This is a genomic window from Granulicella sp. L46, assembly GCF_009765785.1.
GTDB lineage: Bacteria > Acidobacteriota > Terriglobia > Terriglobales > Acidobacteriaceae > Granulicella.
The window spans coordinates 114538-139133 of the sequence record NZ_LMUT01000025.1 but is presented as its reverse complement, the minus strand read 5'-3'; the positions used below and the strand labels follow the sequence as shown (position 1 = coordinate 139133).

Below are 24596 nucleotides of genomic sequence, written 5' to 3'. Positions count from 1 at the left end.
TTGGGCAAAATCCGCGCACTTTGTGTATGACTTAGCCCCGTTTCGAGCTACGCAGAGGGGTATTCAGCGCGACTTCGGGTGGGCGTCACGCGGGTTTTCGCGCTGAAATGTAAAGCTTGCTTTACTTAAAAGCGACTCGATGTAAAGCAAGCTTTACTAGCCTCCGACGGAAAGTAAAGCTTGCTTTACACCGCCGCGGCGGCAGCGCGTTCGTGGGGCTGAGCGATCCGGATGGAGGCCATGCCGGCGGCAGTGGCGGCCTGAATGCCAATGTCGGCGTCCTCGAAGACGAGGCAATTTTTCGGATCTACGCCAAGACGCTGGGCGGCCAGGAGAAAGGGGTCGGGGGCGGGCTTGGGGTGGGCGTAGTCGCCGGCGCAGACCAGGGTGTCGAAGAGTTGAAGGATACCCAAAGTTTCCAGCGAGCGGACGACAGACTCGCGGGTGCTGCCGGAGACTACGGCGAAGGGGATGTTGCCGTGCTGGAGGCGGATCTGTTCGAGGACTTCGGGCACAGGGCGGAGCTGATCGATGAGGCCGTAGTAGAGGCTCTCTTTGCGGTGGGCGAATTCCTCGATGGGAATGGAGAGGCCGTCGCGGCGGTTGAGCTCGGTGACGACGACGTCGACGGGGCGGCCACCCCAGGCGTAGAAGAGCTCCTCGGTGAATGAGGTGCAGCCGTATTCGTGGAGGGCCTGGGTCCAGGCGATGAAGTGGATGGGCATGGAGTCGGCGATGGTGCCGTCGCAGTCGAAGAGGTAGGCCTTGAAGTCGCCTTCGGGGAGCGTGAGAGTCATAGGTCTAGTTTACTTGGTGAGGAACGGCCATCATCACGCGACTCGCGAAGATTCGACTCGCGTGTATGCGCAACGCGAGGCATTGCGATGATTTCTTGATACGAGTTCACGCGAACGGTCGCTTTCTACTGGCGGTCGGCTCGCGGACACTTTCACACGAATTCCGTTGTGACACTCATTTGCCGCGGAAGTTTTGACGGGACACACAATCCTGTCGATTGATTTTTATTGTGAGTCTTCCAATCCAACTCTTTGGGAAGACCGTAATTCCTATGTCAGTGAACCGATGAGCCAACACTACGGCTGATGAATTGATCTGGATCAGCCAACCGAACTGGCACGACACGCAGCGTTAGAGCTGCGCGCAACGTCTACGAACGCTCAACCAAAATCTGGCCGCACCAGAATGCCTCGCAGAGAGTTCTCTGCCAGGCAAACGCTATTCTGCGCGACATCGCCAAGACGTCGGCCGCACACCTAGCGGGCACGTCCATCGAAAAAATCAGGAGACGCATTATGAAGACACTCGATTCTCTAGTAGAAAAAGCCCTTTCGCGGCGAACGTTTTTGGCAGGCGCTGGTGCTGTGGCAGCCACAGCGGTGGCAGGATGCAGCAATAATGGCAGCATGACCGGCGGCGGCGGCGGTGGTGGCAACACCTATACCGATGCAGACGTTTTGAACTTTGCGCTGAACCTGGAATATCTTGAGGCGCAATTTTATTTGTACGCGGCCACGGGCTCTGGACTGGCGACCGCGGATACCATGGCGCCCTCCAGCTATACGGGGAAGTATACGGAAGGAACAGTAACGGTTGGCGAGGCGGCGCAGGTTCCGGGACTTACGTCGGCCCAGCAGGACATTCTGAACGAGATCGCGTTCGAGGAACAGACGCATGTGCAGTTTCTGCGCAGCGCACTGGGATCGGCGGCGGTGCCGATGCCGGACATTGACCTGTCATTCTTTGGGCCGCTGGCGGTCGCTGCGACGATCACCACGGCTGCAACAGGGGATGGGTCGTTCAACCCCTTTTCCAGTTTTGATTATTTCCTAGTGGGCGCGTTCATCTTCGAGGACGTGGGCGTGACGGCTTACGCGGGCGCTGCTCCGCTGATCACTCCGGCTGGCGTTACAGCTGGCTTGCTGACTGCAGCGGCCGGCATTCTGGCGGTAGAGGCTTATCACGCTGGCTATGTGCGTACATCGCTAACGGGTCGCGCAATTGCGGCGGGATCTGCTTCCGCATACCCGTATCTTGCGGCTGCGAACAAGGTGGAAGCCCTTCGCGCGACGCTTACGGTTGGCAATAGCGCGGCTCCTTCCACGGAAGGATCGGTCGAGACACTGCTGGTCCTGCCGACGAGCACCTCGACGCCGAGTGCGATTGTTGCTGCTGATCCTACGCATGCTGTGGGATTTTCGCGCACGGTGAACCAAGTGCACCACATCGTGTACGGCTCGCCTACGGTTGGTGTGGCGAAGGGCGGCTTCTTCCCCAACGGGACGAACAGCATCTTTGCCACCACAACGGCATAAGCCACGACCACTGTCAGGACAGCCTAACTGCCTAATCGGCACGCAGTATGCAGCAGTACCCAAAGGACGGGAGAAATTCATGGCAAATCAAGAGACACAACTTCTGGATGAAATTATTACGACGAGCCGGCGCAAGATGATGACGTTTGGCGCGGCGTCGCTGGCCGGGCTGGTGATGGCAGCGGCGGCGCCGGAGGCTAAGGCGGCGACGGCTAGCTATAGCGACAGCGATATTCTCAACTTCGCGCTCAATCTCGAGTACCTCGAGGCGAACTTTTATTATCTTGCGGCGTTTGGGACAACGATCGATAAGGCAAATGCTGCGTCGATTGCTGCGGGCGGACCTACGGCCGGGATTCCGATCACTGGCTCGGTGGGTACGGCAGGCACGGTATCGGGCGGCAGTATGGTTCCGTTTACGACGGTGACGGTTGGATCGTATGCGACGGAGACGGCGATTGAAGAGGGCAAGCACGTTCTGTTTCTGCAGAGCGCGCTGGGCAGCTCGGCGGTCGCGCAGCCTGCGATCAACCTGGGTACTTCGTTCCAGACGCTCGCGGCAGCAGCGAACATGGTGACGCCTGCGGGAAATATTCCGTCGAGCTTCAGCCCGTATGCAAGCGACGTCACGTTCCTGGTGGGCGCGTATGTGTTCGAGGATGTGGGCGTGACGGCGTATCACGGTGCGGCGTCGCTGCTTACGATGGCGTCGAATCTATTGGCGGCTGCGGGAATTCTCGGAGTTGAGGCTTATCACGCGGGGCTGATCCGCACGACGCTCAACTACCTTGATCCGACGGGAGCTGCCGGGTTGGTTGGCTATACAACGTCGATCTCGAATCTGCGCAATGCGCTGTCGCAGGCGGGGTTGCTGGGCGTGCCTGCCGGGACAACGTCGTATGACGCGAACCCGGATGACTATGGCATTGCGACGTTCACAACGCCGAAGGGTCTTGGCACCGGCGGGGCGGCGACGGCGGCGCGGATTGTGGATGCGAATCCGACGAACGTGGTTGCGTTTGCGCGCAACACTACACAAGTGCTGAACATCGTTACGGGTGGCGGAGCGGTCAGCGGTACGGCGGTCGTCAGCCCTGCCAAGGGAGTCTTCTTCCCTGCAGGCATGAATGCGGGCCCGAATGGCTTCAAATAAAGACGCGCGGGCATCGCACACGGTAAGGCCGTCCTCCTGATGGGGCGGCCTTACTGTTTGGGTGAGGGTTTAGTCTTCGGGGTCTTCGGTGGGGCGCTTGGAGGTTGAGGTTATTTTGTCGGCTATGGCGGTGGGGACGAAGTCGTAGTGGTCCATCTCCATGCGGTGGCTGCCTTGGCCGTGGGTGAGGGCGGTGAGGGTTGTGCTGTAGGCGAGCATCTCGGCTAGCGGGACTTGTGCGCTGACGATGGCGCGGCGGCCTCGGGTGTCCATGCCTTGCACGCGGCCGCGACGGCTGTTGAGGTCGCCTACTACTGCGCCGGCGGTGTCGTCGGGAATATCGATTTCTACGCGCATGATGGGTTCGAGGAGGGAGGGCTTCGCGTTTTCCATGCAGGCGCGGAAGGCGAGGCGGCCGGCGATTTTGAAGGCCATTTCGCTGGAGTCTACGTCGTGGAAGCTGCCATCGAATACTGTTGCCCGGAAGTCGACGAAGGGATAGCCGGCCAGGTGGCCGCGGACGGCGGTTTCGAGGATGCCTTTTTCGATGGCGGGGACGAAGTTGCGGGGGATGGCGCCGCCGAAGATGTCGTTTACAAACTGGAAGCCGGTGCCGCGGGGGAGGGGCTCGATGCGGATCTTGCAGTCGCCGAACTGGCCGTGGCCTCCGCTCTGCTTCTTGTGACGGCCGTGGCCGGTGGCGGTGGTGCGGATGGTTTCGCGGTAGGGGACCTCGGGGGATTTGAGCGTGACTTCGGTGTGATAGCGGCGGCGGAGTTTGGAGACGACCGCTTCGATGTGCAGCTGGCCGGCGCCGGCGAGGAGGAAGTCGTTGGTCTGGGGATCGCGGTAGAAACGGAGCTGGAGGTCTTCTTCCATGAGCTTGTGGAGGGCTGGGGCTAGCTTGTCTTCGTCGGCGCGGGACTTGGGCTCGATGGCGTAGGTCATCGCGGGTTCGGGCGCGGGGAGGGGGTCGATGCGGAGGCCGTGGCCTTTGACGCCGAGGGTGTCGCCGGTTGCGTGACGCGGAGCTTGGCTACTACGCCGAGGTCGCCGGCATGGAGCTCGGGGACTTCGACTAGCTTGCGGCCTTGCATGACGCCGATGTGGGTGAGGCGCTCGGTCTCGGAGCGGGTGTAGTTTTCGAGTGAGGCTTCGTTGCGGATGCAGCCGCTGATGACTTTGAAGAAGGAGATGCGGCCGGCGAAGGGGTCGATGAGGGTTTTGTAGACGTAGAGGGTCGCGGGCTCGGTGTCGGATAGGGGGCAGAGGATGGTGTCGGCTTCGGATGTGGGAGCAGAGGCCCCGTTACCATTGCCGTTGGACTTGATGGGCTGGAGGGTGTGGGCTGGGATGGGCGGGCGTTCGCTGGGGGAGGGGACGTAGAGCTTGAGGAAGTCGAGGAGGTGGTCGGTGGCGATGTTGCCGAGGGCGCTGGTGTAGAGGATGGGGAAGATGCGGTCTTCGCGGATGGCGTCGTGGATGGCCTGTATGAGGTGCTCCTCGGGGATGGTGCCGAGGGCGAAGAATTCTTCGAGGAGATCGTCTTTGCCTTCGGCGACAAGTTCGACGAGGGCTTCGTGGGCGGCGCGGGCTTCGGCTTCGAGGTCGGCGGGGATGGGGCCGCGGGTGCCGCTGCCTTCGCTGGTGGGGGAATAAAGAAAGGCTTCCATGGTGACTAGGTCGATGACGCCGTGGAAGCCTTGGTTGTCGATGATGGGTAGCTGGACGGGGATGACGTGGCGGCCGAAGCGCTCCTGGAGGGTTTCGACCAATGCGACTCTGTCCGAGTTGCCAGTGGCCTGTGGGCTGGAATACGGCCGGTCGGAGTGGTTGATTACCAGGATGCGGGGGATGTTGAGGTCGGCGGCGAAGTTCCAGACGGTGGTGGTGACGCTCTCGATGCCGGATTGGGCGTTGATGAGGAGGACGGCGGCTTCGGCGGGGAGCATCGCGGCGCGGGCTTCGTGGACGAACATGTGGAAGCCGGGCGTGTCGATGAGGTTGATGCGGATGCCGGCCCACTCGGCGAAGGCTACGGCGTTGGACATGGTGATGCCGCGGGCGATCTCTTCTTCGTCGTAGGCGGTCACGGCGTTGCCATTGTCGGTGGGCATGTGGGCGGTCTTGAGCATGGCGGAGATTAGGGCAGTTTTGCCGCTGTGCGAATGACCGGTGAACGCAATGTTGCGAATGTCAGTGTTGGCGTAGCTTCTCATCCTCATCTCCTTAGGTACGGGTTGACGAGGCGCAGGTGCGTTGTCTGATGACAGGAGCAGCGGGGATTGGGCGCTGCCGACAGCGACAGAAGGCCTGTCTTCAACGAGGACATTCTAGACCCGCGTGAGAGCTCGTGGCAGCGAGATTTCGCGGCGGGCGAGGATCGACAGGGTGGGACGGTATTCGGCTGCGGGGGGTGAGCGAAGATGACAGGTTATTCAGTTCATTTTCTTGGAGTGTTTACATCTGCCGGTAGGGGGCGAGGATAGATTTCTCTTCGGAGGTTCTCCGTATGAAGATGCAGTGGATTGCGGCGCCGATTTTGTCGGCAGCCGTTGTGATTGGTTTGCCCGCAACAGTAGTGGCTCAGGCGCATGACTCGGATTGGAATGGGCATGGCGACGGCCGGGGGCAAGGGTTTGGCGATCATGATGGGTTTGGTTTCGGGTTTGGGCACGGTGAGTTTCGGTTCGTTCCAGGAACGCTGGTGCTGAGCCGGACGGTGTATGTGGGGAAGGCTTCGACGGTCACGATTGGCGAGGCGCTGCCATTTGGGTGCCAGGGTGGCGCGACCGGGTTGACGGTGCAGGTACCGCTGCTGGCGGGTGGGACGACGGGCGTGGCCGTTCCGTGCGGCGTGGCTTCGGACAACGGCGAGTTTCCGAATGTGTTTGATTCGCATAATGTGTGGAACAACGCGAACTCTGATCCGACGTTCGGCGTGACATCACCGGTGTTTCTGGATGACCTCACCACCGATGGCTTTGTGGTGGGGACGCTGCCGATTCCGGATGATCAGATTGTGACTAGCTTTAGCTCGAAGTCGGAGCTGGCGTTGAACCGGTCGGTGGATGGGAAGTCGCTGACGTTCATGGCGTACCGGGGCGGCGTGGGATGCGGCGGGTCGACCGTTTCGCCGACGCGGCCGAACCTGCTGGATGTGTCGAATGGCAACACGCCGGGCGTATGCGATCCGACGAACCCGGTGTTCTCGTCTGATCCGAACAACCCGACGATGCCGACGGCGTACTACCGTGCGGTGGCCGAGGTGAACGAGGACGGCCACATCACCTATACCGACGGCAACGCGTATAGCGGAGACAACGGACGCGGGGCGATGAAGGGTGGCAACGGTCTCTACTACATGGTGGGCAACGACAACAACGGCAACCTTTCCAAGTCGGATTTGACGAAGACACAGGATGGCGTCAACCTGGTCAACGATACGGGTGTTGAACTGCTCTTCCCAGGCGGGTCGCCGGCGCTGCCGCCGAACGTAGACATGGTTGGACGGCTGGAGATCGGCACGGACAAGCCGGGTAAGGATACGAATTTCCGCGGCCTGACGATCTTCAACAACACGGTGTATATGACCAAGGGCAGCGGCAGCAACGGCATCAATACGGTCTACCAGGTGGGCACAGCGGGAACGCTACCGACGGGTTCGGCTGCGGCGCTGGCGGCGGTACCGATCACCGTGCTGCCGGGCTTCCCCGACACGGCCGCGAGCACCACGACGGCGTTTCCGTTTGGGCTGTGGTTTGCCAATCCCACGACGCTGTATGTTTGCGACGAGGGTGATGGAACGCTGGTGTCGCCGGCAGTGAATGGCAACGTTGCGGATACACAGTCGCAGCAAACTGCCGGCTTGCAGAAGTGGGTGCTGAAGGGTGGCACCTGGACGCGCCAGTACATCCTGCAGAACGGGCTGAACATCGGCGTGCCTTACAGCGTGGAGCGGTATCCGGCGGCGCTGAATCCGGCGACGGGTGGTTGCCGCAACATCACCGGGCAGAACAACGATGATGGCACGGTAACGATCTTCGCGATCACGTCCACCATCAGCAGCAATGGCGACACGGGCGCTGATCCAAACAAGCTGGTGAAGGTGACCGATCGCGTGAGCGACACGACACTGCCGGCGGGTCACGATGGCCTGGGGCGCTTCACGACGGTTCGCAGCGCGCAGGCGGGCGAGGTGTTCCGCGGGATTGCGCTGGCACCTACCGGTTCTAACGGCGGTTGGTAGACGTTGAGTTAGAAAGATGGCCCGGGCTGCGAGGATCTCTCGCGGCCCGGGATTTTTTTGGAAGCTAAAGACTGCGCTGGACTTTTTGGGAGAGGCGGAGGAAGGCGCGGATGGCGAGCGTGGTGAGAACCGTCAGACTGGCTCCGATGAAGAAGGCGATGGGGATGTAAGCCCAGCCGAGGATTTCGTGGTTAGGGAAATGCGGCATTTTGGGCCTGGTGCCGGCGGTGAGGAGGTGGCCATGCGCTACCCATACGCCGGTGGATGCGGGGTAGATGGCTTTGAAGATGCCGGTGAGGAAGAGACTGACGCCGACGGAATAGCCGAAGATCGCGGCGAAGAAGACGAGGATGCCGGTGACGCCCTTGGTGGCGACACGAAGCGTGGCGCGGAGCAGGAGGATGGGAGAGAGGCTGCGGCTGGCAGTGCGGATGAGCTGGCTATCGCGGTATTCGGAGGCGAGCTGGGCGGGCGTGCCGAGGCGGGCTAAGACGGTTTCGATCGGCGTGCCCATTTCGACGGAGTCGCGAATGTGCGCGGTGATCTCGCGGAGAATCTCTTCGCGGTCGGTGAGGCTGATGGGGGCGAGCTGGGTGCGGAGGTCGGTGAGGTAGGCTGCGATGGGCTGGGTAGCGGCGGGCTGGGTGAGGGTCATTTTGCTTTCTCCTGCTGCGTTAGGGCCGGCTGGGTGAGGACAGGTTGGAGGAGGTTGTCGACGCCGCGGGCGAAGTCATGCCAGGCGGCGGCCATGAGGCGGAGGCGCTGACGGCCGGCCGTGGTGAGCGAGTAATACTTGCGAGGGTGGCCGGCGTCGGCTTCGACCCACTCGGAGGTGAGCATGGCTTCGGCCTTTAGGCGGTTGAGGATTGGGTAGACGGTGCCCTCGGCGAGGACAAGCTGGGAGCGCTGCTCGAGGAAGCGGATGATCTCGAGGCCGTAGAGGCGACCGTTCCAGAGGGCGGCGAGGGCAGCCATCTCGACCGCACCCTTGCGGAGCTGAGCCTCCCACGGTCCTGGTCCTGCATGGATGGCGAGAGTTTCTGGGGGTGTTTCGGTGGGAGTGAGCTTATTGCGGGCCATGCAAGATACCTCGGATAACTATGTATATTGCCTGGCATGGTCTTTGTCAAGTGCTTGGAACCGGTAGCTCAGCGGACGCGTAGCAGTGCACACACGAGGTGTCTTGATATGAAGATGAGGACGGCGATTTTGAGCGTGGTGTGTCTTGTTGCGGTCTCAGCGGTTCCCTGCTGCGTGCTGGCGCAGGCGCCGGTTCCTGCGGCGGAGCAGGCGGAGTTGACGCAGACGGTTGCGGCTCTGGATACGAAACTGTTCGAGGCTTATAACCATTGCGATCTGAAGACGCTCGGGGCGATGGTGTCGGATGACCTGGAGTTTTATCACGACCAGACGGGGCTGATGGTGGGTAAGGCGCCGTTCCTGGAGGCGATTCAGAAGAACATTTGCGGGAAGGTGGAGCGGACGCTGGTGCCGGGGTCGATGGAGGTGTATCGGCTGAAGGGGTATGGGGCGGTGGAGATTGGGGTGCATCGGTTCCACAAGGCGGGAGATGACAAAGACATTGGTGGGGAGGCGAAGTTCATTACTGTGTGGCAGAACAAAGATGGGGTCTGGATGGTGACGCGCGTGATTAGCTACGACCACGAGTCGCTGACTAAGCAGTAAGAAGCAGATCCCTGCGGGATGACAGCCAGAAAAGCAAGAGCGCAAGCGAGGTCCTGCGCGGACGGCGAGAGTGGGACTGTCAGTTAGTGGATGACGTGGTAGTGATCGAGGAGGACGATGACGGCGAGGGCCAGGAGGATCACGCCGATGCCGATGCGGTTTCCCATGCGACGTTGTTTGGGGGTGGGGGGAAGGCGGCGCTGCTGCGAAGGGGTTGGGGCGTTGTTACTGTTGGACCAGCCAGCATTAGGCGATTCGGACACAGCGGCCTCCGATTTTCGAACAAGCATACGCCAATTTTCGATTAAGCTTATTTCTTTTTATGCATAGATGGCAGCCTCAAATTGCTGGATAACGGCATCGTCCCAAGCGTGGGTGGACTTACGCCAGGTATCTCCTTGCTCCTGAATGTAGTTAGGAAAGTCGGAGCGGCAGAAGCTGATGTGGGCGGCGAAGTCGATGAAGGCCTGGGCAGTGCCATCGAGGTAGAGGACACACTGCATACCGTCGCGAGACCACTCGACGCTGGCGAGGCGCGGCTTTTCGGGTTCGGGGAGGGAGCTGACGTTGTAGATGAGCATGGCGTCCATGATGCTGTGCTCCTGCGTCTCCTGCGAGCGGTCGCAGGCGTAGAAGTAGCCGGCGGGGCCCTCGTCCTCGAAGACCGCTGTCCAGGGAGGGGTGGGGGAGTTGGAGGAGAGGAAGGCGCGGCCGGGAGTGAAAGTGAGCGAGTCCATGGTGCTTCTAGGGTACTAGGGTTGTCGGTTCTAGTTGTTAGTTCTCAGTTGTTAGTTGTCAGTTGCGGCGGCGGCAGGCTCCCAACTGAGAACTGAGAACTAACAACCTCTCGCTTGGGGGCATTCGATACACTGGCTTAGACGATGAGATTGCGTGAGTTTAGGATTGGGCGGCCGCAACGGGTTGCTGCGTTGTTGCTGCTGGTGCTCTTTGGCGAGTGCTTGTGGATGATTGGACATCAGCCGCTGGACGCTAATGACTACCGCTATGCACACTGCGGGCGCGAGATGTGGGAGAGCCCGTCGGTGCTGCAGGGATACTTTACGACTTGCGGAAATTTGAATGGGGATGGGACGCTGGCGTATCGGCTGGCTGGGTTTCCGCTGACGGTGCAGCGGGCGGTGCTGTTGAGCGTGGATCACTTTCGTAAGCCGGAGAATCGGCTGTATGCGAATGGCAGCCTGAATGGAACGACGTGGGAGGCTCGGCACGAACTGGGGTTTGTGAAGTACTTGCTGCGAGTGCCGTTTGTGCTGTTTGCGGTGTGGCTGGGGGGTGGGTTGTGGTGGGTGTCGAAGCGGCTGTTTGGGCCGGAGGGCGGGGCGTTCGCGCTGGCGATGTATGTGTTCTGCCCGGCGATTGTGAAGTATGCGACGCATCCGAATAACGAAATTCTTGCAATGTGGGGGCTGTATGGGCTGATCTATACGGCGATGGGCGTGGCGCATGCGCTGCAGGGGCCGCGGTCGAAGTGGAAGCCTCGGATTATTCTGCTGACCGTCGCGCTGGGACTGACGGCGACCGCGCACGTGCTGGCGGCGATCGTCGGATTTGTGGCAGGGATGGCGTTCTTCTTTTACCTTGCGGAGCGGCGGCGCGCGTATGTGGCGCAGATTATGGTGTATGCCGCACTGGGGGCGCTGGTGATGGTGTTTGCGAGTTTTAGTTTCAAGCTGACGGCGTTTCTGTATGTGTTTACGGGCGGGAGCGCGCGGTGCTGGTTTGCCTTGGATGCCATGCGGCGGTTTGCGACGTCGCCGGTGAATGCGGGGATTGTGGTGGCGTCGGCTGTGGCGATGGTGGTGTATGTGTGGAGCAGGCGCAGCCGGTACTTTGGCAATACGGCTCCGCTGCTGATGTTGCTGCTGCTGTTTCCGCTGTATACGACGCAGGTGGTGAGCGCTCCGTGGGTGTGGGCGCTGCCGTTTTTGTTTACGTTTGTGGGTGGGGTGTTTGCTGATGTGCTGGATCGGCCGAGTGCGGAGATGCGGCCTGTGGCGGCGACGAAGAGGAATAGGGAGCGGAAGATGTTTTTGGTGCTGACGGCGGCGGTGGTGGTGACGCAGGCGGTGCTGTGCTGGGTGTGGATGGCAGGACTGTTGCCGGGCTGATCAGCGACGGGGGCGGTCATGGCAGCAGCATCCTGCATCCCACTCATCGCAAAGAACGCGATGAATGGGGCACCCGGCGTTTGTGGGTGCATGAGGTTTTGCATCGTATGAGAAGGGGTGGGTTCGAGCGAGAGTTAACATCCTCAGGGCTGGGTGCGTATAGGCTCTAGATACATTACCTCGAGGCCGCGTCGCGTATGAAGTTTCGTTCAACTGCTGTTCGTTCGACGCTGACTGCGATGGTGTGTGGGTGCGTGCTGCTGTGGATGACGGGGTGCAAGGGGCATAAGCGCAAGGCGACGTCGCCGCCGAATACTACGGACTATGCGGGCAATGTGGAGCGGCTGGATAAGTTCTCGACGCTGACGGGTTTACGCTGGCCGAACTATGCCGATGACCTTGGCAATGTGCAGAAGTTTTACAACGATCGCGATAACGAGCTGGCGTGGACGCGTGATGGCAAACCAACCAATGCCGCGATGGCGTTGCTGCAGTTGTTTCAGGATGCGGCGGCGAAGGGGCTGAATCCAACAGACTATGACGTAGACACTGCGGGACAGGGGCGGTGGACTCCGCGGCTGACGCGGCTGGCAGCGATTGCGAAGGCGAAGGATACTTCGGATGCGGCGCAGGATGCCGTCGCGCAATTTGATGTGGCGATGACGATTTCGGCGATGCGGTATTTTGAGGACCTGCATGTGGGGCGGGTGAATCCGCAGGCGCTGAACTTTGATATTGATACGCCGCAGAAACGGGCGGCGTTTGATGTGGCGACGCTGTTGAATAACCAGGTGGTCGACGCGGAGAATGTGGCGCAGGTGGCGGAGAGCGTGGAGCCGGTGAATCCGATGTACAAGGCGACGGAGCAGGCGCTGGCTGCGTATCGCGAGCTGGCGATGCAGCAGGGCGCGGCGATGTCGGCTGCGTTGCCGCCGCTGCCGAGTGGGGCGAAGCCAGTGGGGGTGGGCGGAGCATACGCGGCAGTGCCGGAGTTGTGGGCACGGCTGCAGCTTGAGGGCGATGCGGCTGCGGATGATGCAGCGGCGAAAGGTCCGCAGAGCTATAACGCGGAGGTTGCGGCGGCGGTGAAGCATTACCAGGGGCGGCATGGGTTGCAGGACGATGGCAAGCTGGGACAGGCGACGATCGACAGCCTGAATGTGCCTATGAGTGTGCGCGTGCAGCAGTTGGAGAATTCGCTGGAGCGCTGGCGCTGGCTGCCCGATAACTATATGCAGCCGCGGGTGATGGCTAATCTGCCGGAGTTCATGCTGCGGACCTATGAGGCGGACCACACTCTGGCGTTCAAGATGAAGGTGATCGACGGCGAGGCGAAGGGGAATCACGATACGCCGATGTTTGTGCGGCTGATGCGGTACGTGGTGTTTCGGCCTTACTGGAATCTGCCGCCGTCGATTATCAAGAAAGAGATTGTGCCGCATTTGGAGAAGAGTGGCTTGGGGTATCTTGCGGCCAATGACTACCAGGTGTACAAGAACGATGGCACGGTGGTGACCGACTTTACGGTGCATGATATCGAGCACCTGAAATACAACGTGCGGCAGTTGCCGGGGCCGAAGAATTCGCTGGGGCTGGTGAAGTTTCTGTTTCCGAACTCGTATGACGTGTACATGCATTCGACGCCGGAGCTTTATTTGTTTGGGCTGTACAAGCGGGACAGGTCGCATGGATGCGTGAGACTGCAGCATGCAGACCAGATGGCGCTGTGGGTGTTGCATGGGGATCAGAGCGATCCGGATGCGGAGAATGGGTGGGACGCGGACAAGGTGGATCTGGCGATGACGGGCGACATGAATAATCGCACGTATAACCTGAAGACGCCGCTGCCGGTGGTGATTGCGTACTTTACGGCGATGCCGGATGAGGATGGCACGACGCACTTCTTCAACGACATCTATGGGTATGACAAAGACCTGGAGGCCGCGCTGGCGAAGGGTCGACCGTATGAGCGCGACGAGGTGAAGATCAATCCGAAGCTGGTGCCTGGGGAAACAGAGTAGCGGATTCGCCGGCGGCGAGGCGGGCGTTGGCGGCGGCGTATTCTGCGTGCATGCGCTTGAGGTAGTCGTTGAGTCGCTGGCCGCGGCGCTGCTCGAAGGTGCGGTCGAGCTGTTCACAGTTGGTGATGCGGTCGAGGCGGAAGGTGCGGAAGTCTTTGCGGAGCTCGCACCAGGAGACGAGGGTCCAGGTGCCGCTCCAGCAATAGAGGGCGAGGGGGCGGACGGTGCGTTCGGAGAGTTCGCCGTTGAGTCGGGTGTAGGCAAAGCTGAGGACGCGACGGGCGGCGCAGGCGGCGTGGACGCGATCGAGCAGACGGCGCACGCTGTCCGGCATCTGGAAGCCGGGCGCGTACATGAGAATTGCGTCGAGGCTGGCGGCTAATTCGGGTGGGAGAACGGCTTCGATGCGTGCGAGGGCGTTGCCTGCGGCGAGGGCGTTCTCGGCGCCTCCCCAGGCTTTGACAAGACGGGCGCCGAGGACGAGGGCGGTTAGCTCTTCGGGCGCGAACATGAGTGGTGGGAGATCGAACTCGCGGCGCAGAGTGTAGCCGACGCCGGCTTCGCCTTCGATGGGCTGGCCGGCGAGTTGGAGATCTACGATGTCACGGTAGATGGTGCGCTCGGAGACCTGAAGACGCTCAGCGAGGGCGCGAGCGGTCTTCAGGCGGCCGGAACGGAGGAGCTGCACGATGCGGAAGAGGCGGTCGGCGCGCCTCATGCGAGGGGCTCGCTTGAGGCGCGGGAGTCGCGGCTAAAACATTTTGCTGTGCAGGCCAACGTGGTTGCCCTCCGAGTCCTGGAGGCAGGCGTAGAAGCCGAAGCCGCCGGGGATTTCCGTGCGTGGGACGAGGATGGGGACGCCGAGTTTTTCGGCGCGCTTGAGGCTGGCGTCGAGTTTGCCGTCGGCGTTGAGGTAGACGACGGCGCCTTCGCTGGAAGGCTTGTGGTTTGGGCTTTGGACGATGCAGCCGCTGACGCCGCCGTCCTGGTGGGGGAAGATGCTGCAGGGCGCGCCGCCGGGATAGGGGATCAGCTTGGCGTCGAGGACTGTTTCGTAGAAGTTGGTGGCGCGGGCGAAGTCGGTGGTGGGGATTTCGAACCAGGTGACTGCGTTGTTTTCGAACTTGCTCATGGTGTGTCTCCTGTGCGGCTGAAATAAGTACAGTCGCAGGATAGGAGAGGGCTCCTGACAGCATTGTGTCAGGAGGATGGCAGGAGTGGGGATTATTTTGTGGGGTGGGTGTTTAGTAGGCGTCGCCGCCGGAGTCGCCGAGGTGCGAGGTGTCGAGGTTTTCGAAGCGGGTGAAGTCGGCCAGGTAGGCTAGCTTTACGGTGCCGGTGGGGCCGTTGCGTTGCTTGGCGATGATGATTTCGGCCTGGCCTTTGATGTCTTCGTTCTCGCGGTCGTAGTACTCTTCGCGATGGATGAAGGCTACGACGTCAGCGTCCTGCTCGATGGAACCTGATTCGCGGAGGTCGGAGAGTAGAGGCTTCTTGTCGCCGGTGCGCTGTTCGGAGCCGCGCGAGAGCTGCGAGAGGGCTACTACGGGTACGCCGAGTTCCTTGGCGAGAGCTTTGAGGCCGCGCGAGATGCTGCTGACTTCCTGGGTGCGGTTCTCGAATTGCTTTTTCGAGCTGCCGGAGGAGCCGGTCATGAGCTGGAGGTAGTCGATGACGATTAGGTCGAGAGCGCCTTCCTGCTGGCGGAGGCGGCGGGCTTTGGCGCGCATTTCGGCGAGGGTGATGCCGGGGGTGTCGTCGATGAACATTTTGGAGTTCATGAGGCGGTCGAGCGCGGCGATTAGTTTGCCCTTGTCTTCGCGGGGTATGAAGCCGGTCTGTAATTTTCGCGAGCCCACCATGGCTTCGCTGGCGAGCATGCGGCGGAGGAGTGATTCCTTCGACATTTCCAGCGAGAAAACCGCTACGACTTTGCTGTCCTTGACGGCGCAATTCTGGGCGATGTTGATGGCCCAGGCGGTCTTGCCCATGGAGGGGCGGGCTGCGATGATGATGAGTTCGGAGTTTTGGAGGCCGCTCGTCATCTTGTCGAACTCGATGTAGTGGGTCGCGAGGCCGGTGACTTCCCTGCCCTGCTCGTAGAGGGCATCGATGCTGCCGAAGGAGCTGGCGACGATTTCGGGGATGTTGGAGAAGCCGCGCTGGATGGCGCTGTCGGCCACTTCCGCGAGACGGACTTCTACGTCGTTGAGGACCTTGGTGGCGTCCTCGGTCTGGTCGGCGGCGGCGGCCATGCCCTCGTTGAAGATGCTGAGGAGCTGGCGGAGGAGCGATTTGTCCTTGACGATGCGGACGTAGGACTCGATGTTGGGGTTGCGCGGGATGCCTTCGGTGAGGAAGGCGAGGTAGGCCGCGCCGCCGATGGCGTCGAGCTCGCGGCGTTTGGTGAGCGCGTCCATGACGGTGATGAGGTCGACGGCGTGGCCGAGCGCCATGAGGTCAACCATGATGCGGTAGATGCGCTGGTGGGAGTCGAGGGCAAAGTCTTCCGGGCGGAGCTTGGCGGTGGCGTCGGTGATGGCGACAGCGTCGAGCAGCATGGCGCCGAGGACGGTGACCTCGGTTTGAATGGAGGACGGTAGGCCGTCGTTCGGGTTCGGCATTGCTAGAGCGGCCATGGGTATAAGTTTACGGGGAGGGGCGGTGGTGGATCGGTGGAGAACTGGTGTGGGGATGTGGAGCGCGGGTATAGACTTTGGCCACGCATGTATGTCTCAGGGTCCAAGATATGGATTTTATGGGTGATCGCGCTCCCACTCGGTCCGTTACTGGGGTGGTTGCTTCAGAGACGTTGGGGAAGGCTTCACGCTGATCGGCGCCGTGCGCTGTTGATGTTCTTCACAATCAGTTTGAGTCTGGGGCTTTTTACTCTTTTTACTTGTTGGTCGCTTAGCGGATTCTGGCCACAAGCTTTGAATCTGGCGCTCGCTTACACCTCATCGATTTGTTTATTAGGCGTCGCTCTCATCAAACAAAAGATATCGCCAGTGATCGCGGCTCTGCGGAGTTTGGGCCTATTGGTCGTTTTGCTGCTCTGCTATGGCCTAGTCAAAGCATATTTGGTAACCGATCTGCCTGATTCGGAGACTAGGCTTGGCGACCATCTCATCCTGTTTCGGGCCTCTGGCGGTTGGGCTGGAATCGATTGGGAAGGGGTGACGATCGTCCAACGGCCCCGATACTTCCCTCTTGTGGAGAAGAGGCTTTTCAGCATGCATATTGGAGACGAAGGCGACTGCGACGAGACGTCGGTACATGTGATACCGAACACCAGCGCGCATGAGATTTTGATTCGCTGTGGATCGGGCGACTTTATCTACGGCCGGGTAAAGATGCCATAGGACAGCTGCTACAGGCCGAGGGCCTGGGCGATGGCTTCGGCGGCGGCTTCGGGGGTGTGGAGGCTGGTGTCTACGGTGAGGCGGGGGGTCGGCATGTGCGAGGCGTCGAAGACTCCGTCGGCGTGGAGTTGGTCGAAGAGGGTGGTCGAGGTTAGTTTTTGGAAGCGCTGGCGGGAGGGGTTGTCTAGGCGCTGCTTTAGTTCGGGGAGCGGGCAGGTGAGTTCGATGAAGTCTACCGTGGCGTGGTGGTGGGCGAGGATGTCGAGGGTTGCGGGGATGAAGGTGGGGCGGACGGTGCGCTCGGGGGCGAAGGTGAAGATGAGGCCGGGGAGGTTGGTGGCGGCGGCTTGCTCGAAGACGGAGAGCCAGATTTGTTCGCGGAGTTCTACGAAGGGTTGGGTGCCGAAGTCGAAGACCGAGAGAAGGAGGTCGACGGCGAGGTGGTTGTGGAAGAGTTTGTAGCCGGTGAGCGTTGCGAGGTGCTGCGCGATGGTGTGCTTGCCGGTGGCGGGGAGGCCGTAGAGGAAGATCAGGCGCATGGTGGGTTGTCGGAGATTAGCACGAGCGATCGGTTGAGACGATCGCTCTGTTTCAAGGTTGAGGTCCGGCGAGCGAAGGACCAATACGGGGGTCCTTCGCTGCGCTCAGGATGACGGCGAGAAACTGACAACCATGGAAGCAACGAATTACTTGGCGTCGGGGTGTTGGAGGGAGCAGTGGGTTAGTTCGCGGCCGCAGAGGCATTTGTTGTCGGCGGCTGCTGTGGGCGAGCGTTCGGCGTAGAGTTTTTGCGCGGCGATTAGACCGTCGCCGAACTTCGCGTTTAGTTGCGGGACGGATTTTACGACTACTTGTTCCAGGGCGCCGATGAGAGCGATGGTGTCCATGTAGTCGAAGAAGCCGAGGTGGGCTATGCGGAAGATCTGGCCCTTCATCTCGCCCTGGCCGTTGGTGATGATGGCGGCGAAGCGGGATTTTAGTTCCTTGACGAAGATGCCGGAGTCGACGCCTTCGGGGGCGAGGACGGCGGTGGCTGCGGCACCGGAGGCATCGGGAGCAAAGAGTTTGAGGCCTAGCGCGATCATGGCCGCGCGGGTCATGGCGGCTACCGTTTCGGCGTTCTCGATTAGGCGCTTGCGGCCTTCTACCAAAGATCCGTCACCTTGCGCGGCGATCCAGTCGAAGGCTGCACCTAGAGCGGCGATGAGGGCTACGGCTGGAGTGTAAGCGGACTCGCCGAGCTTTGCGTTCTTGCGCTCCTTGCGGAGGTCGAAGTAGTAGCGCGGGTTGTAGGTGGCTTCCATGCGGTCCCAAGCGCGGTCGCTGATTGCAAGGTAGCTGAGGCCGGGGGGAATCATGACGGCCTTCTGCGAGCCGCCGACGAGGACGTCTACTCCCCAGGCGTCCATGTCGAGGTGCGTGGTGCCGAGGCCGGTGATGGCGTCGACGATGAGGAGGGCTTCCGAGTGGGTGTCCTTGAGAAGCTTGGCGATGGCGGGAACGCAGTGGCGGACGCCGGTGGAGGTCTCGGTGGCCTGCATGAAGACGGCGCGAGTTTCGAGGTGCAGCGAGGCCTTGACTTCGTCGATGGAGAAGGTCTGGCCGTAGGGTGCGCTGACTACGTCGACGTGACAGCCGAAGGCTTTGCAGATGCCGGACCAGCGCTCGCCGAATTTCCCGGCTGTCAGGATCAACACACGATCCCCGGGAGACGTGAGGTTGGAGACCGAGGCTTCCATGGCGCCGGTGCCTGAGCTGGAGAGGAGGATGACGTCGTTCCTGGTGCCGACGAACTCTTTGAGCTGGGCGAGGACGCGGGTGTAGAGGGCGCGGAATTCGGCGGTGCGGTGATGGATGTCGGCCGCGGCCATGGCGAACTGGGCGGCGGGAAGCAAGGGCGTTGGACCGGGCGTGAAGAGACGTGTCTTGCGGATCATGGATTTATTTTAGCGGGTGGGCGGGGATGACGATTGTCAGGGATTTCCAAGACGTTTATCGCTTGTTCGCGGGGGGAAGGTGGGAGAGACTGGCTGCATGGCAACTCACTGGATTTGGATAGCGCTGTATTGGGCATGGATTGTGGGCGAAGTGCTGGTACTGGTGGTGACGCGGACGCGGCGGGGCGGTGGCGAGGTGCGCGATCGGGGGTCGCTGCTGGTGCTGTGGTTTACGATCTTTGGCGCGATGTTCGTGGGGTCGTGGGTAGGGGCGGTCTATGAGCCGACGAAGTTCCAGGCGGGACATTGGTTTGCGTATGTTTGCCTGGGATTGCTGACGGTGGGGCTGGTGATTCGGTGGAGCGCGATTTATACGCTGGGAAAATCGTTCAGCGCAAACGTGGCGATTCATTCGACGCAGAAGCTGAACCGGTCGGGACTGTTTCGCGTGGTGCGGCATCCGTCGTACACGGGATTGCTGCTGATCTTTCTGGCGATTGGGTTGGATACGCATAACTGGCTGGGGTTGGGGATCATTGTGGGGCTGCCGGCGGTGGCACTGCTGTATCGCATCCACGTGGAGGAGGCCGCGCTGACAGGGGCGTTTGGCAAGGAGTATGTGGACTATAGCCAGAGGACGAAGCGGCTGATTCCGGGGATTTACTGAGCGCTGCCCGCGTAGACTGGTGGACGGAGAGTGAATGATGGCTGCGATTGGCGAGAAGCTGGGTAAGGATATTGTGACGGCGATGAAGGCGCGCGAGCAGGAGACGCTGACGACGCTGCGGATGGTGAAGTCTGCGCTGAAGAATAAAGAGATTGATAAGCGCGAGCCATTGACCGATGCGGAAGAGCAGTCGATTTTGACGACCATGTTGAAGCAGCGGCGGGAGTCGATTGAACAGTTCACGAAGGGTGGGCGGCCGGAGCTTGCGGCGAAGGAGCAGGTGGAGATTGGGCTGATCGAGGCGTACATGCCGAAGGCTGCGAGCGAGGATGATTTGCGTGCGCTGGTGGCCGCCGCTGTCGAGCAAGTGACCGCGGAGAATGGCGGGACGAAGCCTGGGCCGAAGGAGATGGGCTCGGTGATGAAGGTCGCACAGGCGAAGATTGCGGCGAGCGGGGCGCGCGCGGATGGGAAGCTGGTGAGTGAGTTGGTGAAGGCGGAGCTGGCGAAGGGGGCGTAGATGCGCAAGTTCATTCGCGGCCTTGCGCTGTTGGCCGCTGCCGGATCTTGTTTGGCGCAGAAGCTGCCGGAGGCAACACGCATCTGGTCGGTGGGGCCGCTTACGAAGAGTGAGCCTGTCATGGGGGTTAGCTTCGGCTCCGGCGGCCCTACTTTCAGCGGTCCACATGTCGACTCACAGACCAGGTCGATCTTTTCGGCGACACGGAGTGTGGTGTTCGCGGGAGATCGAATTGTTGTCGCGTCGCAAATTGGCATGCGCAAAGTGGAAGGCGCGCAGGTTATGGCGGAGGTCTATCAGCTTCTTTCGCTTGACGCGAAGACTGGCGAGGTGAAGGACACGCGCGAATTCCTTGCATTCGGCTCGCTTCCGCTATTTGCTACCGATGACGGTCACGTCATCGCAGCCGGGCGCATGGTTCTTCGACTGACTTCCGATCTGAAAGATGATGGGAGTTTTGACTATCAAGCTAGCGGACATAAGTTCGGCAGAGTGCAGAACGATTCACCTGGCGGCTCAATGTTGGGCAATGCAACTAGCCCGGGTTACGAGCTACTCGACACGCATACGCTCAAAGCAAAGCCGCTGACCGCAACTCCGTTAGCGGATACGTCTGTAAGCGACAACGGCGTAATCACCGATAACGTCCATTGGATACGCGACTATCCGAAAGATGTTGGTTTCGTTACCTACTATGACGCTACAGGCGATCATCTGCTGTATCACGGCAAGTGCGGCGGTCGACCGCAGTTTCTTACCAATGAGCTGATTCTTGAGCCTGGATGCAAGAGTCCATTGATCATCGACACTCACGGCAACTTGGTACGAACAATCGCTTTGAAGGACGCGTTTTCGTATGCGGGGGTGTCGCAGAACGGCAAGCGATTCGCCCTGCAGGTTGCGAGCTTCAGCGGTATGCACTCGATCAAGCAGGAGAAGTTTGTCATCTATTCGGTTGATACGGGTCAGCCCATTACTGAGGTGGCGCCGGATGAACTTGCAGATGAACAGTCTTGGACAGCATTCTCGCCAGATGGTTCGATGTTCGTGGTTGGGTCTCCGCTGAAGCTGACGCTCTATCGACTTCCTTAGCGGAGGCGGAAGCGGACGAAGATGGTTTCGGCGGTGGGGGTGTTGCCGTAGGTGGGGCGCAATGCTTCGGGGGTGCGGTAGATCGTTAGCTGCGCGCCGGGGGCGATCAGGATGTGGTGGCCGAAGGGGAGGTCGTGGTCGTAGCCGAAGGTGTAGGCAGCTACGTGGCCGATGGGGGTTTCGACGAAGTTGGGTGGGAGTGGAGTGCCGGGGGTTAGCAGAAGTTCGTTCGAGCGGCCGGCGTTTTCTACGCGCGTCCAGATGTAGTTGGTGGAGGCGAAGCGGAGGAGAGCTTCGGCTAGGTAGCTGTTTTCTTTGCTGTTGTCGGTGAGCGAGCGGGCGCGGCCCCAGAGGAAGGTGGTGGCGAGGTCGGTGCGCGGGTCGGGAACCATGAGCATGGGCAGCGGCGCGTGGGCGGCGCTTCCCTGCTGGGTGGAGTTCCTGTTCATGCCGGGCATGCTCATGGTGGGGGTTGGCGCGGTGCGCGAGTGGAAGGTGTGGTGATACATGATGCTGGCGGTTTGGCGCTGCTGATTTTCGCCGGGATAGAGGGCTTCGGGGCTGGTGATGTGGGCGATGGAATATTGGCCGGTCAGGTCGGGTGTGGGGCTGATGGTGAGGCGGGTGGAGTAGGAGTCGATGGCGTGGCCGTTGGGCGAGGGTTGGAAGGCCCAGCGATGTTCGTCGGGCTCGCCGCCGTGGAAGCCGGAGAACTCGATGCGCGCGATGCGATAGGTGAGGCCGCCGGTGAGGACGTTGAAGGCGATGTGCGTGGAGTCCTGCTGATGGTGGCCGAGCGCGGCGATAGGATCTTCGCTCGCGGACTGGCGGTGGGGATAGGCCGTCGGTCCAATCGCCGGGTCGCCGATGGGGGCGCCGTAAAAGCTGAGGAGCGTGTGGGGTGAGAGTGGGAGGTCGTAGAGCGCGGCGACTTCCATGAAGAAGTCGTGGGGGTGCTGGCCGTCGACGATGGGATTGCCGTAGGCGGTTTCGCCCTGCTGAAAGAGCTCGGGGTAGTTGCGGTCGGGGACGGTGGCGGGCTCGAGCGAAAACATGGTGCGGAGGGTGAGTTCGCCGCCGCGACCGTTGGCTCCGAAATTGCGCTCGGCCATGGGCATGATCCAGTTAGTGGAGAAGAAGGCGTCGCGATTGCGAGGGGAGTTGGCTTGCTGCTGGGTGTTGGCGATGAAGACGTTGGCGTGGAGCATCAGTCGCCAGGCGCTGCGGTCGGTCATGAGCATGGGGACGGGAGTTGTGGCGGGTTCGATGCTGGTGCCGGAGGTGCCGTGCTCCTGGATGGCTTGGATAAGTGTCCGCGCGGACATGACCATCGGTTCGCTTTGGGACATGACGGGCGGTGTGTTTGCGGGCGTGCTTGTCTGAGCGCGCGCGGAGGCAACGGCGAGGAGAAGAAGGACGGTGAGGGCGCGCTGCAGCATCAATCTCTATGAGACGCGCGGTAGGTAGCGAATGGCGCAGAGTTGCTCATGCGAGCTTTGGGTGGAGGAGCTGGAAGCCGGTCTTGAGTTGGTAGGCGTGGGCGAGCGCGACGGCCTTTGCGTCCTGATAGAGCGGCGCGAGGAAGGTGAGGGAGACAGGGGTGCCGGGGCCGCCGTAGTCGGGCCAGTCGTCGTCCGCAGTGGGTGCGAAGGGTGGGGCGTCGGGGCCGCGCAGGCCGTTGGGCACGATGACTGCGGGCTGGCCGCAGAGGTTGGTGGCGGTGAGTTGCGTGCCTCCGCTTGGGGTGACGATGACGTCGAAGTTGGCAAAGAGTTGGTGCATGGCAGAGAGCGCGAGGGAGCGGGCGCGCTCGGCCTGGATGTAGTCGACGGCAGAGAGGAAGCGCGAGGTGCGGAAGCCGTTGGGCCAGTCGTAGGGTTTCTGGCCGGAGAGCAGAGCGTCGCGACCGGAGGTGGTGAGGTCGTCGAAGGCAGCGGCGGCTTCGGCTCCGAGGATGTTCAGTAGCGCGGAGAAGTGGAAGCTTGGCATCTCGACGGGCGTGAGCTTGACGCCCATGCTGCGCAGGGCGTCGAGTGCGCGCGCGTTGAACTGGTGGTCGTAGGCGCGCTGCGCGAAGGAGGCGTTGCGCTGCTGTTCGTGCTTCTTGAGCTCGGCGGGGCTGAGGGACTTGGTCTCCTCGGGCGACATGGGCGAAAGTGTTGGTGGCTTGAACGCGGACTCGATGTAGCCGACACGGAGGGTGTGGATGTCGGCACTCAGATCAGCGTGGAAGGGCGCGGGCTGGACGCTTTGATCGCGGCCATCGGGACCGTAGATTGCGTTGAGAACGAGAGCGCAATCTTCAACCGAGCGCGTGATGGGACCGATCTTGTCCATTGACCAGACGAGAGCCATGGCGCCGGTGCGCGGCACCAGGCCGAAGCTGGGACGAAGGCCGGTGACGCCACAGCGCGTACTGGGGGAGGAGATGCTGCCGAGAGTTTCCGTGCCGATGGCGAAACCTACACAGCCGGCGGAGGCTGCGCTAGCGCTGCCGGCGGAACTGCCCGAGCTTCCCTGCTTCAGATTCCACGGATTGCGGGTGCGAGCGCCCGGCTTGCCTGCGCCTTCCGGATAGCCCCAGAGATCGCCTTGCGCGAGCGCGCCCATGGTGAGCTTGGCGATGAGAACTGCGCCGGCTGCATCGAGACGCTTGACGACTTCGGCGTCTTCATCGAAGGTCTGGGTCTCGAAACCCGCCGCGCCCCAGGTAGTTGGGTAGCCTTTGACGGCGAGAAGGTCTTTGGCTCCCCAGGGGATGCCGTGCAGCGGGCCGCGGTCATGGCCTGCGGCGAGCTCGCGATCGGCGGCGGCGGCCTGTGCGAGAGCGCGGTCTTCGGTGAGGGTGATGACGAAGTGCAACGTGGGGTCGTAGCGCTTGAGGCGCGTGAGATAGAGCTTGGTTAGCTCGACCGAGGTGAGCTTGTGGTGGCGAAGAAGCTCGCCGATCTGACGAATGGTGGCGAAGGCTACCTTCTCCTCTTCTGACGCGGAGAGACCGGCGATGGAGGGTGCTGGACCGAGCACGACGGGGCGCGCGGGCGCGGGTTGCGGGCCGGGAGTTCCAGCCGGGACAGGATTGAAGACGGCGGTGGGGGCAACGCTGTTGGGCAGGTGCAGGTCGCGGACGCGGAGCGCGGAGTTGCGCTGGCCGAGAACGTCGTCGAGCAGCATCTTGATCTGCTCGGGCGTGACCTTGATGGCGGCGATGGTTGCGGCCGCCTCGATCATCTCCGGGGTGATGGCAGGCCAGCCGCGGAGATCGGTTTGTGTGGGCGCCTGCGCGGCGGAGGCGTTAGTAGCCAGGGCGAGCAGGGCGCCGGGGAAGAGCGTTCCGCCGAGACCGGCGGCGGCGGAAGCGGCTAGAAGGCGGCGGCGAGTGGTGTGGAGATGCTGAGTGGCTGGAAGGGTGGGCGGCTGGTTCGAGCTCATTTCGGCAGGATACAT

24 protein-coding genes are annotated in these 24596 nt (G+C 61.5%); 10 read left to right on the top strand and 14 right to left on the bottom strand.

Annotated elements, in window-relative coordinates; genetic code table 11:
- Positions 1-185 precede the first annotated feature (185 nt).
- Positions 186-797 (bottom strand): HAD family phosphatase, encoded by a 612-nt coding sequence (locus GSQ80_RS20550; RefSeq protein ID WP_158789531.1) that lies wholly within the window; start codon positions 795-797, stop codon positions 186-188.
- A gap of 516 nt (positions 798-1313) precedes the next feature.
- Here GSQ80_RS20550 and GSQ80_RS20545 point away from each other — a divergent pair.
- Together GSQ80_RS20545 and GSQ80_RS20540 are read left to right on the top strand one after the other, a co-directional pair.
- Positions 1314-2333 (top strand): ferritin-like domain-containing protein, encoded by a 1020-nt coding sequence (locus tag GSQ80_RS20545; protein ID WP_158789530.1) that lies wholly within the window; start codon positions 1314-1316, stop codon positions 2331-2333.
- Positions 2334-2412: 79 nt separating this feature from the next.
- A complete protein-coding gene (locus tag GSQ80_RS20540; RefSeq protein ID WP_158789529.1) occupies positions 2413-3486 on the top strand; it encodes a ferritin-like domain-containing protein in 1074 nt (357 codons plus the stop codon).
- Between the two features lie 69 nt (positions 3487-3555).
- On the opposite strand, the gene GSQ80_RS23530 is transcribed toward GSQ80_RS20540, so the two are convergent.
- Entirely contained in the window at positions 3556-4434 is an 879-nt protein-coding gene (locus tag GSQ80_RS23530) for a hypothetical protein (RefSeq protein ID WP_254059824.1), read from the bottom strand.
- Entirely contained in the window at positions 4431-5705 is a 1275-nt protein-coding gene (locus GSQ80_RS23525; protein ID WP_254059823.1) for a GTP-binding protein, read from the bottom strand. Before GSQ80_RS23525 ends, GSQ80_RS23530 begins: the two co-directional genes overlap by 4 nt.
- Positions 5706-5998: 293 nt before the next feature.
- On the opposite strand from GSQ80_RS23525, the gene GSQ80_RS20530 reads away from it, so the two are divergent.
- On the top strand, positions 5999-7735 hold the full coding sequence (locus GSQ80_RS20530) for a hypothetical protein (RefSeq protein ID WP_158789528.1): 1737 nt from the start codon (positions 5999-6001) through the stop codon (positions 7733-7735).
- Positions 7736-7799: 64 nt separating this feature from the next.
- On the opposite strand, the gene GSQ80_RS20525 is transcribed toward GSQ80_RS20530, so the two are convergent.
- Together GSQ80_RS20525 and GSQ80_RS20520 are read right to left on the bottom strand one after the other, a co-directional pair.
- Positions 7800-8390 (bottom strand): DUF1700 domain-containing protein, encoded by a 591-nt coding sequence (locus GSQ80_RS20525; RefSeq protein WP_158789527.1) that lies wholly within the window; start codon positions 8388-8390, stop codon positions 7800-7802.
- A complete protein-coding gene (locus GSQ80_RS20520; RefSeq protein WP_158789526.1) occupies positions 8387-8815 on the bottom strand; it encodes a PadR family transcriptional regulator in 429 nt (142 codons plus the stop codon). The genes GSQ80_RS20525 and GSQ80_RS20520 overlap by 4 nt, the downstream gene beginning before the upstream one ends.
- A 108-nt stretch (positions 8816-8923) precedes the next feature.
- On the opposite strand from GSQ80_RS20520, the gene GSQ80_RS20515 reads away from it, so the two are divergent.
- A complete protein-coding gene (locus GSQ80_RS20515; RefSeq protein WP_254059822.1) occupies positions 8924-9421 on the top strand; it encodes a nuclear transport factor 2 family protein in 498 nt (165 codons plus the stop codon).
- A gap of 83 nt (positions 9422-9504) precedes the next feature.
- Here the strand turns inward: GSQ80_RS20515 and GSQ80_RS20510 are convergent, their stop codons facing one another.
- Positions 9505-9684, bottom strand: a complete 180-nt coding sequence (locus tag GSQ80_RS20510) for a hypothetical protein (RefSeq protein WP_158789525.1) — start codon at positions 9682-9684, stop codon at positions 9505-9507.
- A gap of 57 nt (positions 9685-9741) precedes the next feature.
- Positions 9742-10158, bottom strand: coding sequence for a DUF2251 domain-containing protein (locus tag GSQ80_RS20505; protein ID WP_158789524.1), 417 nt, complete (start codon positions 10156-10158; stop codon positions 9742-9744).
- Between the two features lie 144 nt (positions 10159-10302).
- On the opposite strand from GSQ80_RS20505, the gene GSQ80_RS20500 reads away from it, so the two are divergent.
- Positions 10303-11550, top strand: coding sequence for a glycosyltransferase family 39 protein (locus GSQ80_RS20500; protein ID WP_158789523.1), 1248 nt, complete (start codon positions 10303-10305; stop codon positions 11548-11550).
- A 197-nt stretch (positions 11551-11747) separates the two neighbouring features.
- The gene (locus GSQ80_RS20495; RefSeq protein ID WP_158789522.1) at positions 11748-13571 is read left to right on the top strand and encodes a murein L,D-transpeptidase; all 1824 of its coding nucleotides are present in this window, start codon (positions 11748-11750) and stop codon (positions 13569-13571) included.
- Here the strand turns inward: GSQ80_RS20495 and GSQ80_RS20490 are convergent.
- From GSQ80_RS20490 to dnaB, 3 genes are all read right to left on the bottom strand, one after another.
- Positions 13537-14289, bottom strand: coding sequence for a YafY family protein (locus GSQ80_RS20490; protein WP_158789521.1), 753 nt, complete (start codon positions 14287-14289; stop codon positions 13537-13539). The two genes, GSQ80_RS20495 and GSQ80_RS20490, sit on opposite strands and share 35 nt — an antisense overlap.
- 33 nt (positions 14290-14322) lie before the next feature.
- Positions 14323-14703 carry a VOC family protein gene (locus tag GSQ80_RS20485; protein WP_158789520.1) on the bottom strand — a complete coding sequence of 127 codons (381 nt, stop codon included), beginning with the start codon at positions 14701-14703 and terminating at the stop codon, positions 14323-14325.
- 112 nt (positions 14704-14815) lie between these two features.
- Positions 14816-16210 (bottom strand): replicative DNA helicase, encoded by a 1395-nt coding sequence (gene dnaB / locus GSQ80_RS20480; RefSeq protein ID WP_158789519.1) that lies wholly within the window; start codon positions 16208-16210, stop codon positions 14816-14818.
- A gap of 594 nt (positions 16211-16804) precedes the next feature.
- Between dnaB and GSQ80_RS23710 the strand changes: the two genes are divergently transcribed.
- A complete protein-coding gene (locus GSQ80_RS23710) occupies positions 16805-16933 on the top strand; it encodes a hypothetical protein (RefSeq protein WP_256369922.1) in 129 nt (42 codons plus the stop codon).
- A gap of 8 nt (positions 16934-16941) precedes the next feature.
- Here GSQ80_RS23710 and GSQ80_RS20475 read toward each other — a convergent pair whose 3' ends face one another.
- Together GSQ80_RS20475 and GSQ80_RS20470 are read right to left on the bottom strand one after the other, a co-directional pair.
- On the bottom strand, positions 16942-17472 hold the full coding sequence (locus tag GSQ80_RS20475) for an AAA family ATPase (RefSeq protein WP_158789518.1): 531 nt from the start codon (positions 17470-17472) through the stop codon (positions 16942-16944).
- A 147-nt stretch (positions 17473-17619) separates the two neighbouring features.
- On the bottom strand, positions 17620-18870 hold the full coding sequence (locus tag GSQ80_RS20470) for an alanine--glyoxylate aminotransferase family protein (RefSeq protein WP_158789517.1): 1251 nt from the start codon (positions 18868-18870) through the stop codon (positions 17620-17622).
- A 97-nt stretch (positions 18871-18967) separates the two neighbouring features.
- Between GSQ80_RS20470 and GSQ80_RS20465 the strand changes: the two genes are divergently transcribed.
- The 3 genes from GSQ80_RS20465 to GSQ80_RS20455 are packed head-to-tail and all read left to right on the top strand — an operon-like array spanning position 18968 to position 21149.
- Complete coding sequence (locus GSQ80_RS20465) at positions 18968-19537, top strand: isoprenylcysteine carboxylmethyltransferase family protein (RefSeq protein WP_158789516.1); 570 nt, start codon at positions 18968-18970, stop codon at positions 19535-19537.
- A 37-nt stretch (positions 19538-19574) separates the two neighbouring features.
- On the top strand, positions 19575-20057 hold the full coding sequence (locus GSQ80_RS20460; protein WP_158789917.1) for a GatB/YqeY domain-containing protein: 483 nt from the start codon (positions 19575-19577) through the stop codon (positions 20055-20057).
- Positions 20058-21149: a hypothetical protein gene (locus GSQ80_RS20455; RefSeq protein WP_158789515.1), complete on the top strand. Its 1092-nt coding sequence runs from the start codon at positions 20058-20060 to the stop codon at positions 21147-21149.
- On the opposite strand, the gene GSQ80_RS20450 is transcribed toward GSQ80_RS20455, so the two are convergent.
- Positions 21146-22588, bottom strand: coding sequence for a hypothetical protein (locus GSQ80_RS20450; protein ID WP_216850497.1), 1443 nt, complete (start codon positions 22586-22588; stop codon positions 21146-21148). The two genes, GSQ80_RS20455 and GSQ80_RS20450, sit on opposite strands and share 4 nt — an antisense overlap.
- A gap of 46 nt (positions 22589-22634) precedes the next feature.
- Positions 22635-24596, bottom strand: a complete 1962-nt coding sequence (locus GSQ80_RS20445; RefSeq protein WP_254059821.1) for an amidase — start codon at positions 24594-24596, stop codon at positions 22635-22637.

Excerpts from the sequence above, each read along its gene's own strand:
- GSQ80_RS20550 (WP_158789531.1), bottom strand. The coding sequence starts at position 797 with ATGACTCTCACGCTCCCCGAAGGCGACTTCAAGGCCTACCTCTTCGAC.
- GSQ80_RS20545 (WP_158789530.1), top strand. The coding sequence starts at position 1,314 with ATGAAGACACTCGATTCTCTAGTAGAAAAAGCCCTTTCGCGGCGAACG.
- GSQ80_RS20540 (WP_158789529.1), top strand. The coding sequence starts at position 2,413 with ATGGCAAATCAAGAGACACAACTTCTGGATGAAATTATTACGACGAGC.
- GSQ80_RS23530 (WP_254059824.1), bottom strand. The coding sequence starts at position 4,434 with ATGACCTACGCCATCGAGCCCAAGTCCCGCGCCGACGAAGACAAGCTA.
- GSQ80_RS23525 (WP_254059823.1), bottom strand. The coding sequence starts at position 5,705 with ATGAGAAGCTACGCCAACACTGACATTCGCAACATTGCGTTCACCGGT.
- GSQ80_RS20530 (WP_158789528.1), top strand. The coding sequence starts at position 5,999 with ATGAAGATGCAGTGGATTGCGGCGCCGATTTTGTCGGCAGCCGTTGTG.
- GSQ80_RS20525 (WP_158789527.1), bottom strand. The coding sequence starts at position 8,390 with ATGACCCTCACCCAGCCCGCCGCTACCCAGCCCATCGCAGCCTACCTC.
- GSQ80_RS20520 (WP_158789526.1), bottom strand. The coding sequence starts at position 8,815 with ATGGCCCGCAATAAGCTCACTCCCACCGAAACACCCCCAGAAACTCTC.
- GSQ80_RS20515 (WP_254059822.1), top strand. The coding sequence starts at position 8,924 with ATGAAGATGAGGACGGCGATTTTGAGCGTGGTGTGTCTTGTTGCGGTC.
- GSQ80_RS20505 (WP_158789524.1), bottom strand. The coding sequence starts at position 10,158 with ATGGACTCGCTCACTTTCACTCCCGGCCGCGCCTTCCTCTCCTCCAAC.
- GSQ80_RS20500 (WP_158789523.1), top strand. The coding sequence starts at position 10,303 with ATGAGATTGCGTGAGTTTAGGATTGGGCGGCCGCAACGGGTTGCTGCG.
- GSQ80_RS20495 (WP_158789522.1), top strand. The coding sequence starts at position 11,748 with ATGAAGTTTCGTTCAACTGCTGTTCGTTCGACGCTGACTGCGATGGTG.
- GSQ80_RS20490 (WP_158789521.1), bottom strand. The coding sequence starts at position 14,289 with ATGAGGCGCGCCGACCGCCTCTTCCGCATCGTGCAGCTCCTCCGTTCC.
- GSQ80_RS20485 (WP_158789520.1), bottom strand. The coding sequence starts at position 14,703 with ATGAGCAAGTTCGAAAACAACGCAGTCACCTGGTTCGAAATCCCCACC.
- dnaB (WP_158789519.1), bottom strand. The coding sequence starts at position 16,210 with ATGGCCGCTCTAGCAATGCCGAACCCGAACGACGGCCTACCGTCCTCC.
- GSQ80_RS23710 (WP_256369922.1), top strand. The coding sequence starts at position 16,805 with ATGCATATTGGAGACGAAGGCGACTGCGACGAGACGTCGGTACATGTG.
- GSQ80_RS20475 (WP_158789518.1), bottom strand. The coding sequence starts at position 17,472 with ATGCGCCTGATCTTCCTCTACGGCCTCCCCGCCACCGGCAAGCACACC.
- GSQ80_RS20470 (WP_158789517.1), bottom strand. The coding sequence starts at position 18,870 with ATGATCCGCAAGACACGTCTCTTCACGCCCGGTCCAACGCCCTTGCTT.
- GSQ80_RS20465 (WP_158789516.1), top strand. The coding sequence starts at position 18,968 with ATGGCAACTCACTGGATTTGGATAGCGCTGTATTGGGCATGGATTGTG.
- GSQ80_RS20460 (WP_158789917.1), top strand. The coding sequence starts at position 19,575 with ATGGCTGCGATTGGCGAGAAGCTGGGTAAGGATATTGTGACGGCGATG.
- GSQ80_RS20455 (WP_158789515.1), top strand. The coding sequence starts at position 20,058 with ATGCGCAAGTTCATTCGCGGCCTTGCGCTGTTGGCCGCTGCCGGATCT.
- GSQ80_RS20450 (WP_216850497.1), bottom strand. The coding sequence starts at position 22,588 with ATGCTGCAGCGCGCCCTCACCGTCCTTCTTCTCCTCGCCGTTGCCTCC.
- GSQ80_RS20445 (WP_254059821.1), bottom strand. The coding sequence starts at position 24,596 with ATGTATCCTGCCGAAATGAGCTCGAACCAGCCGCCCACCCTTCCAGCC.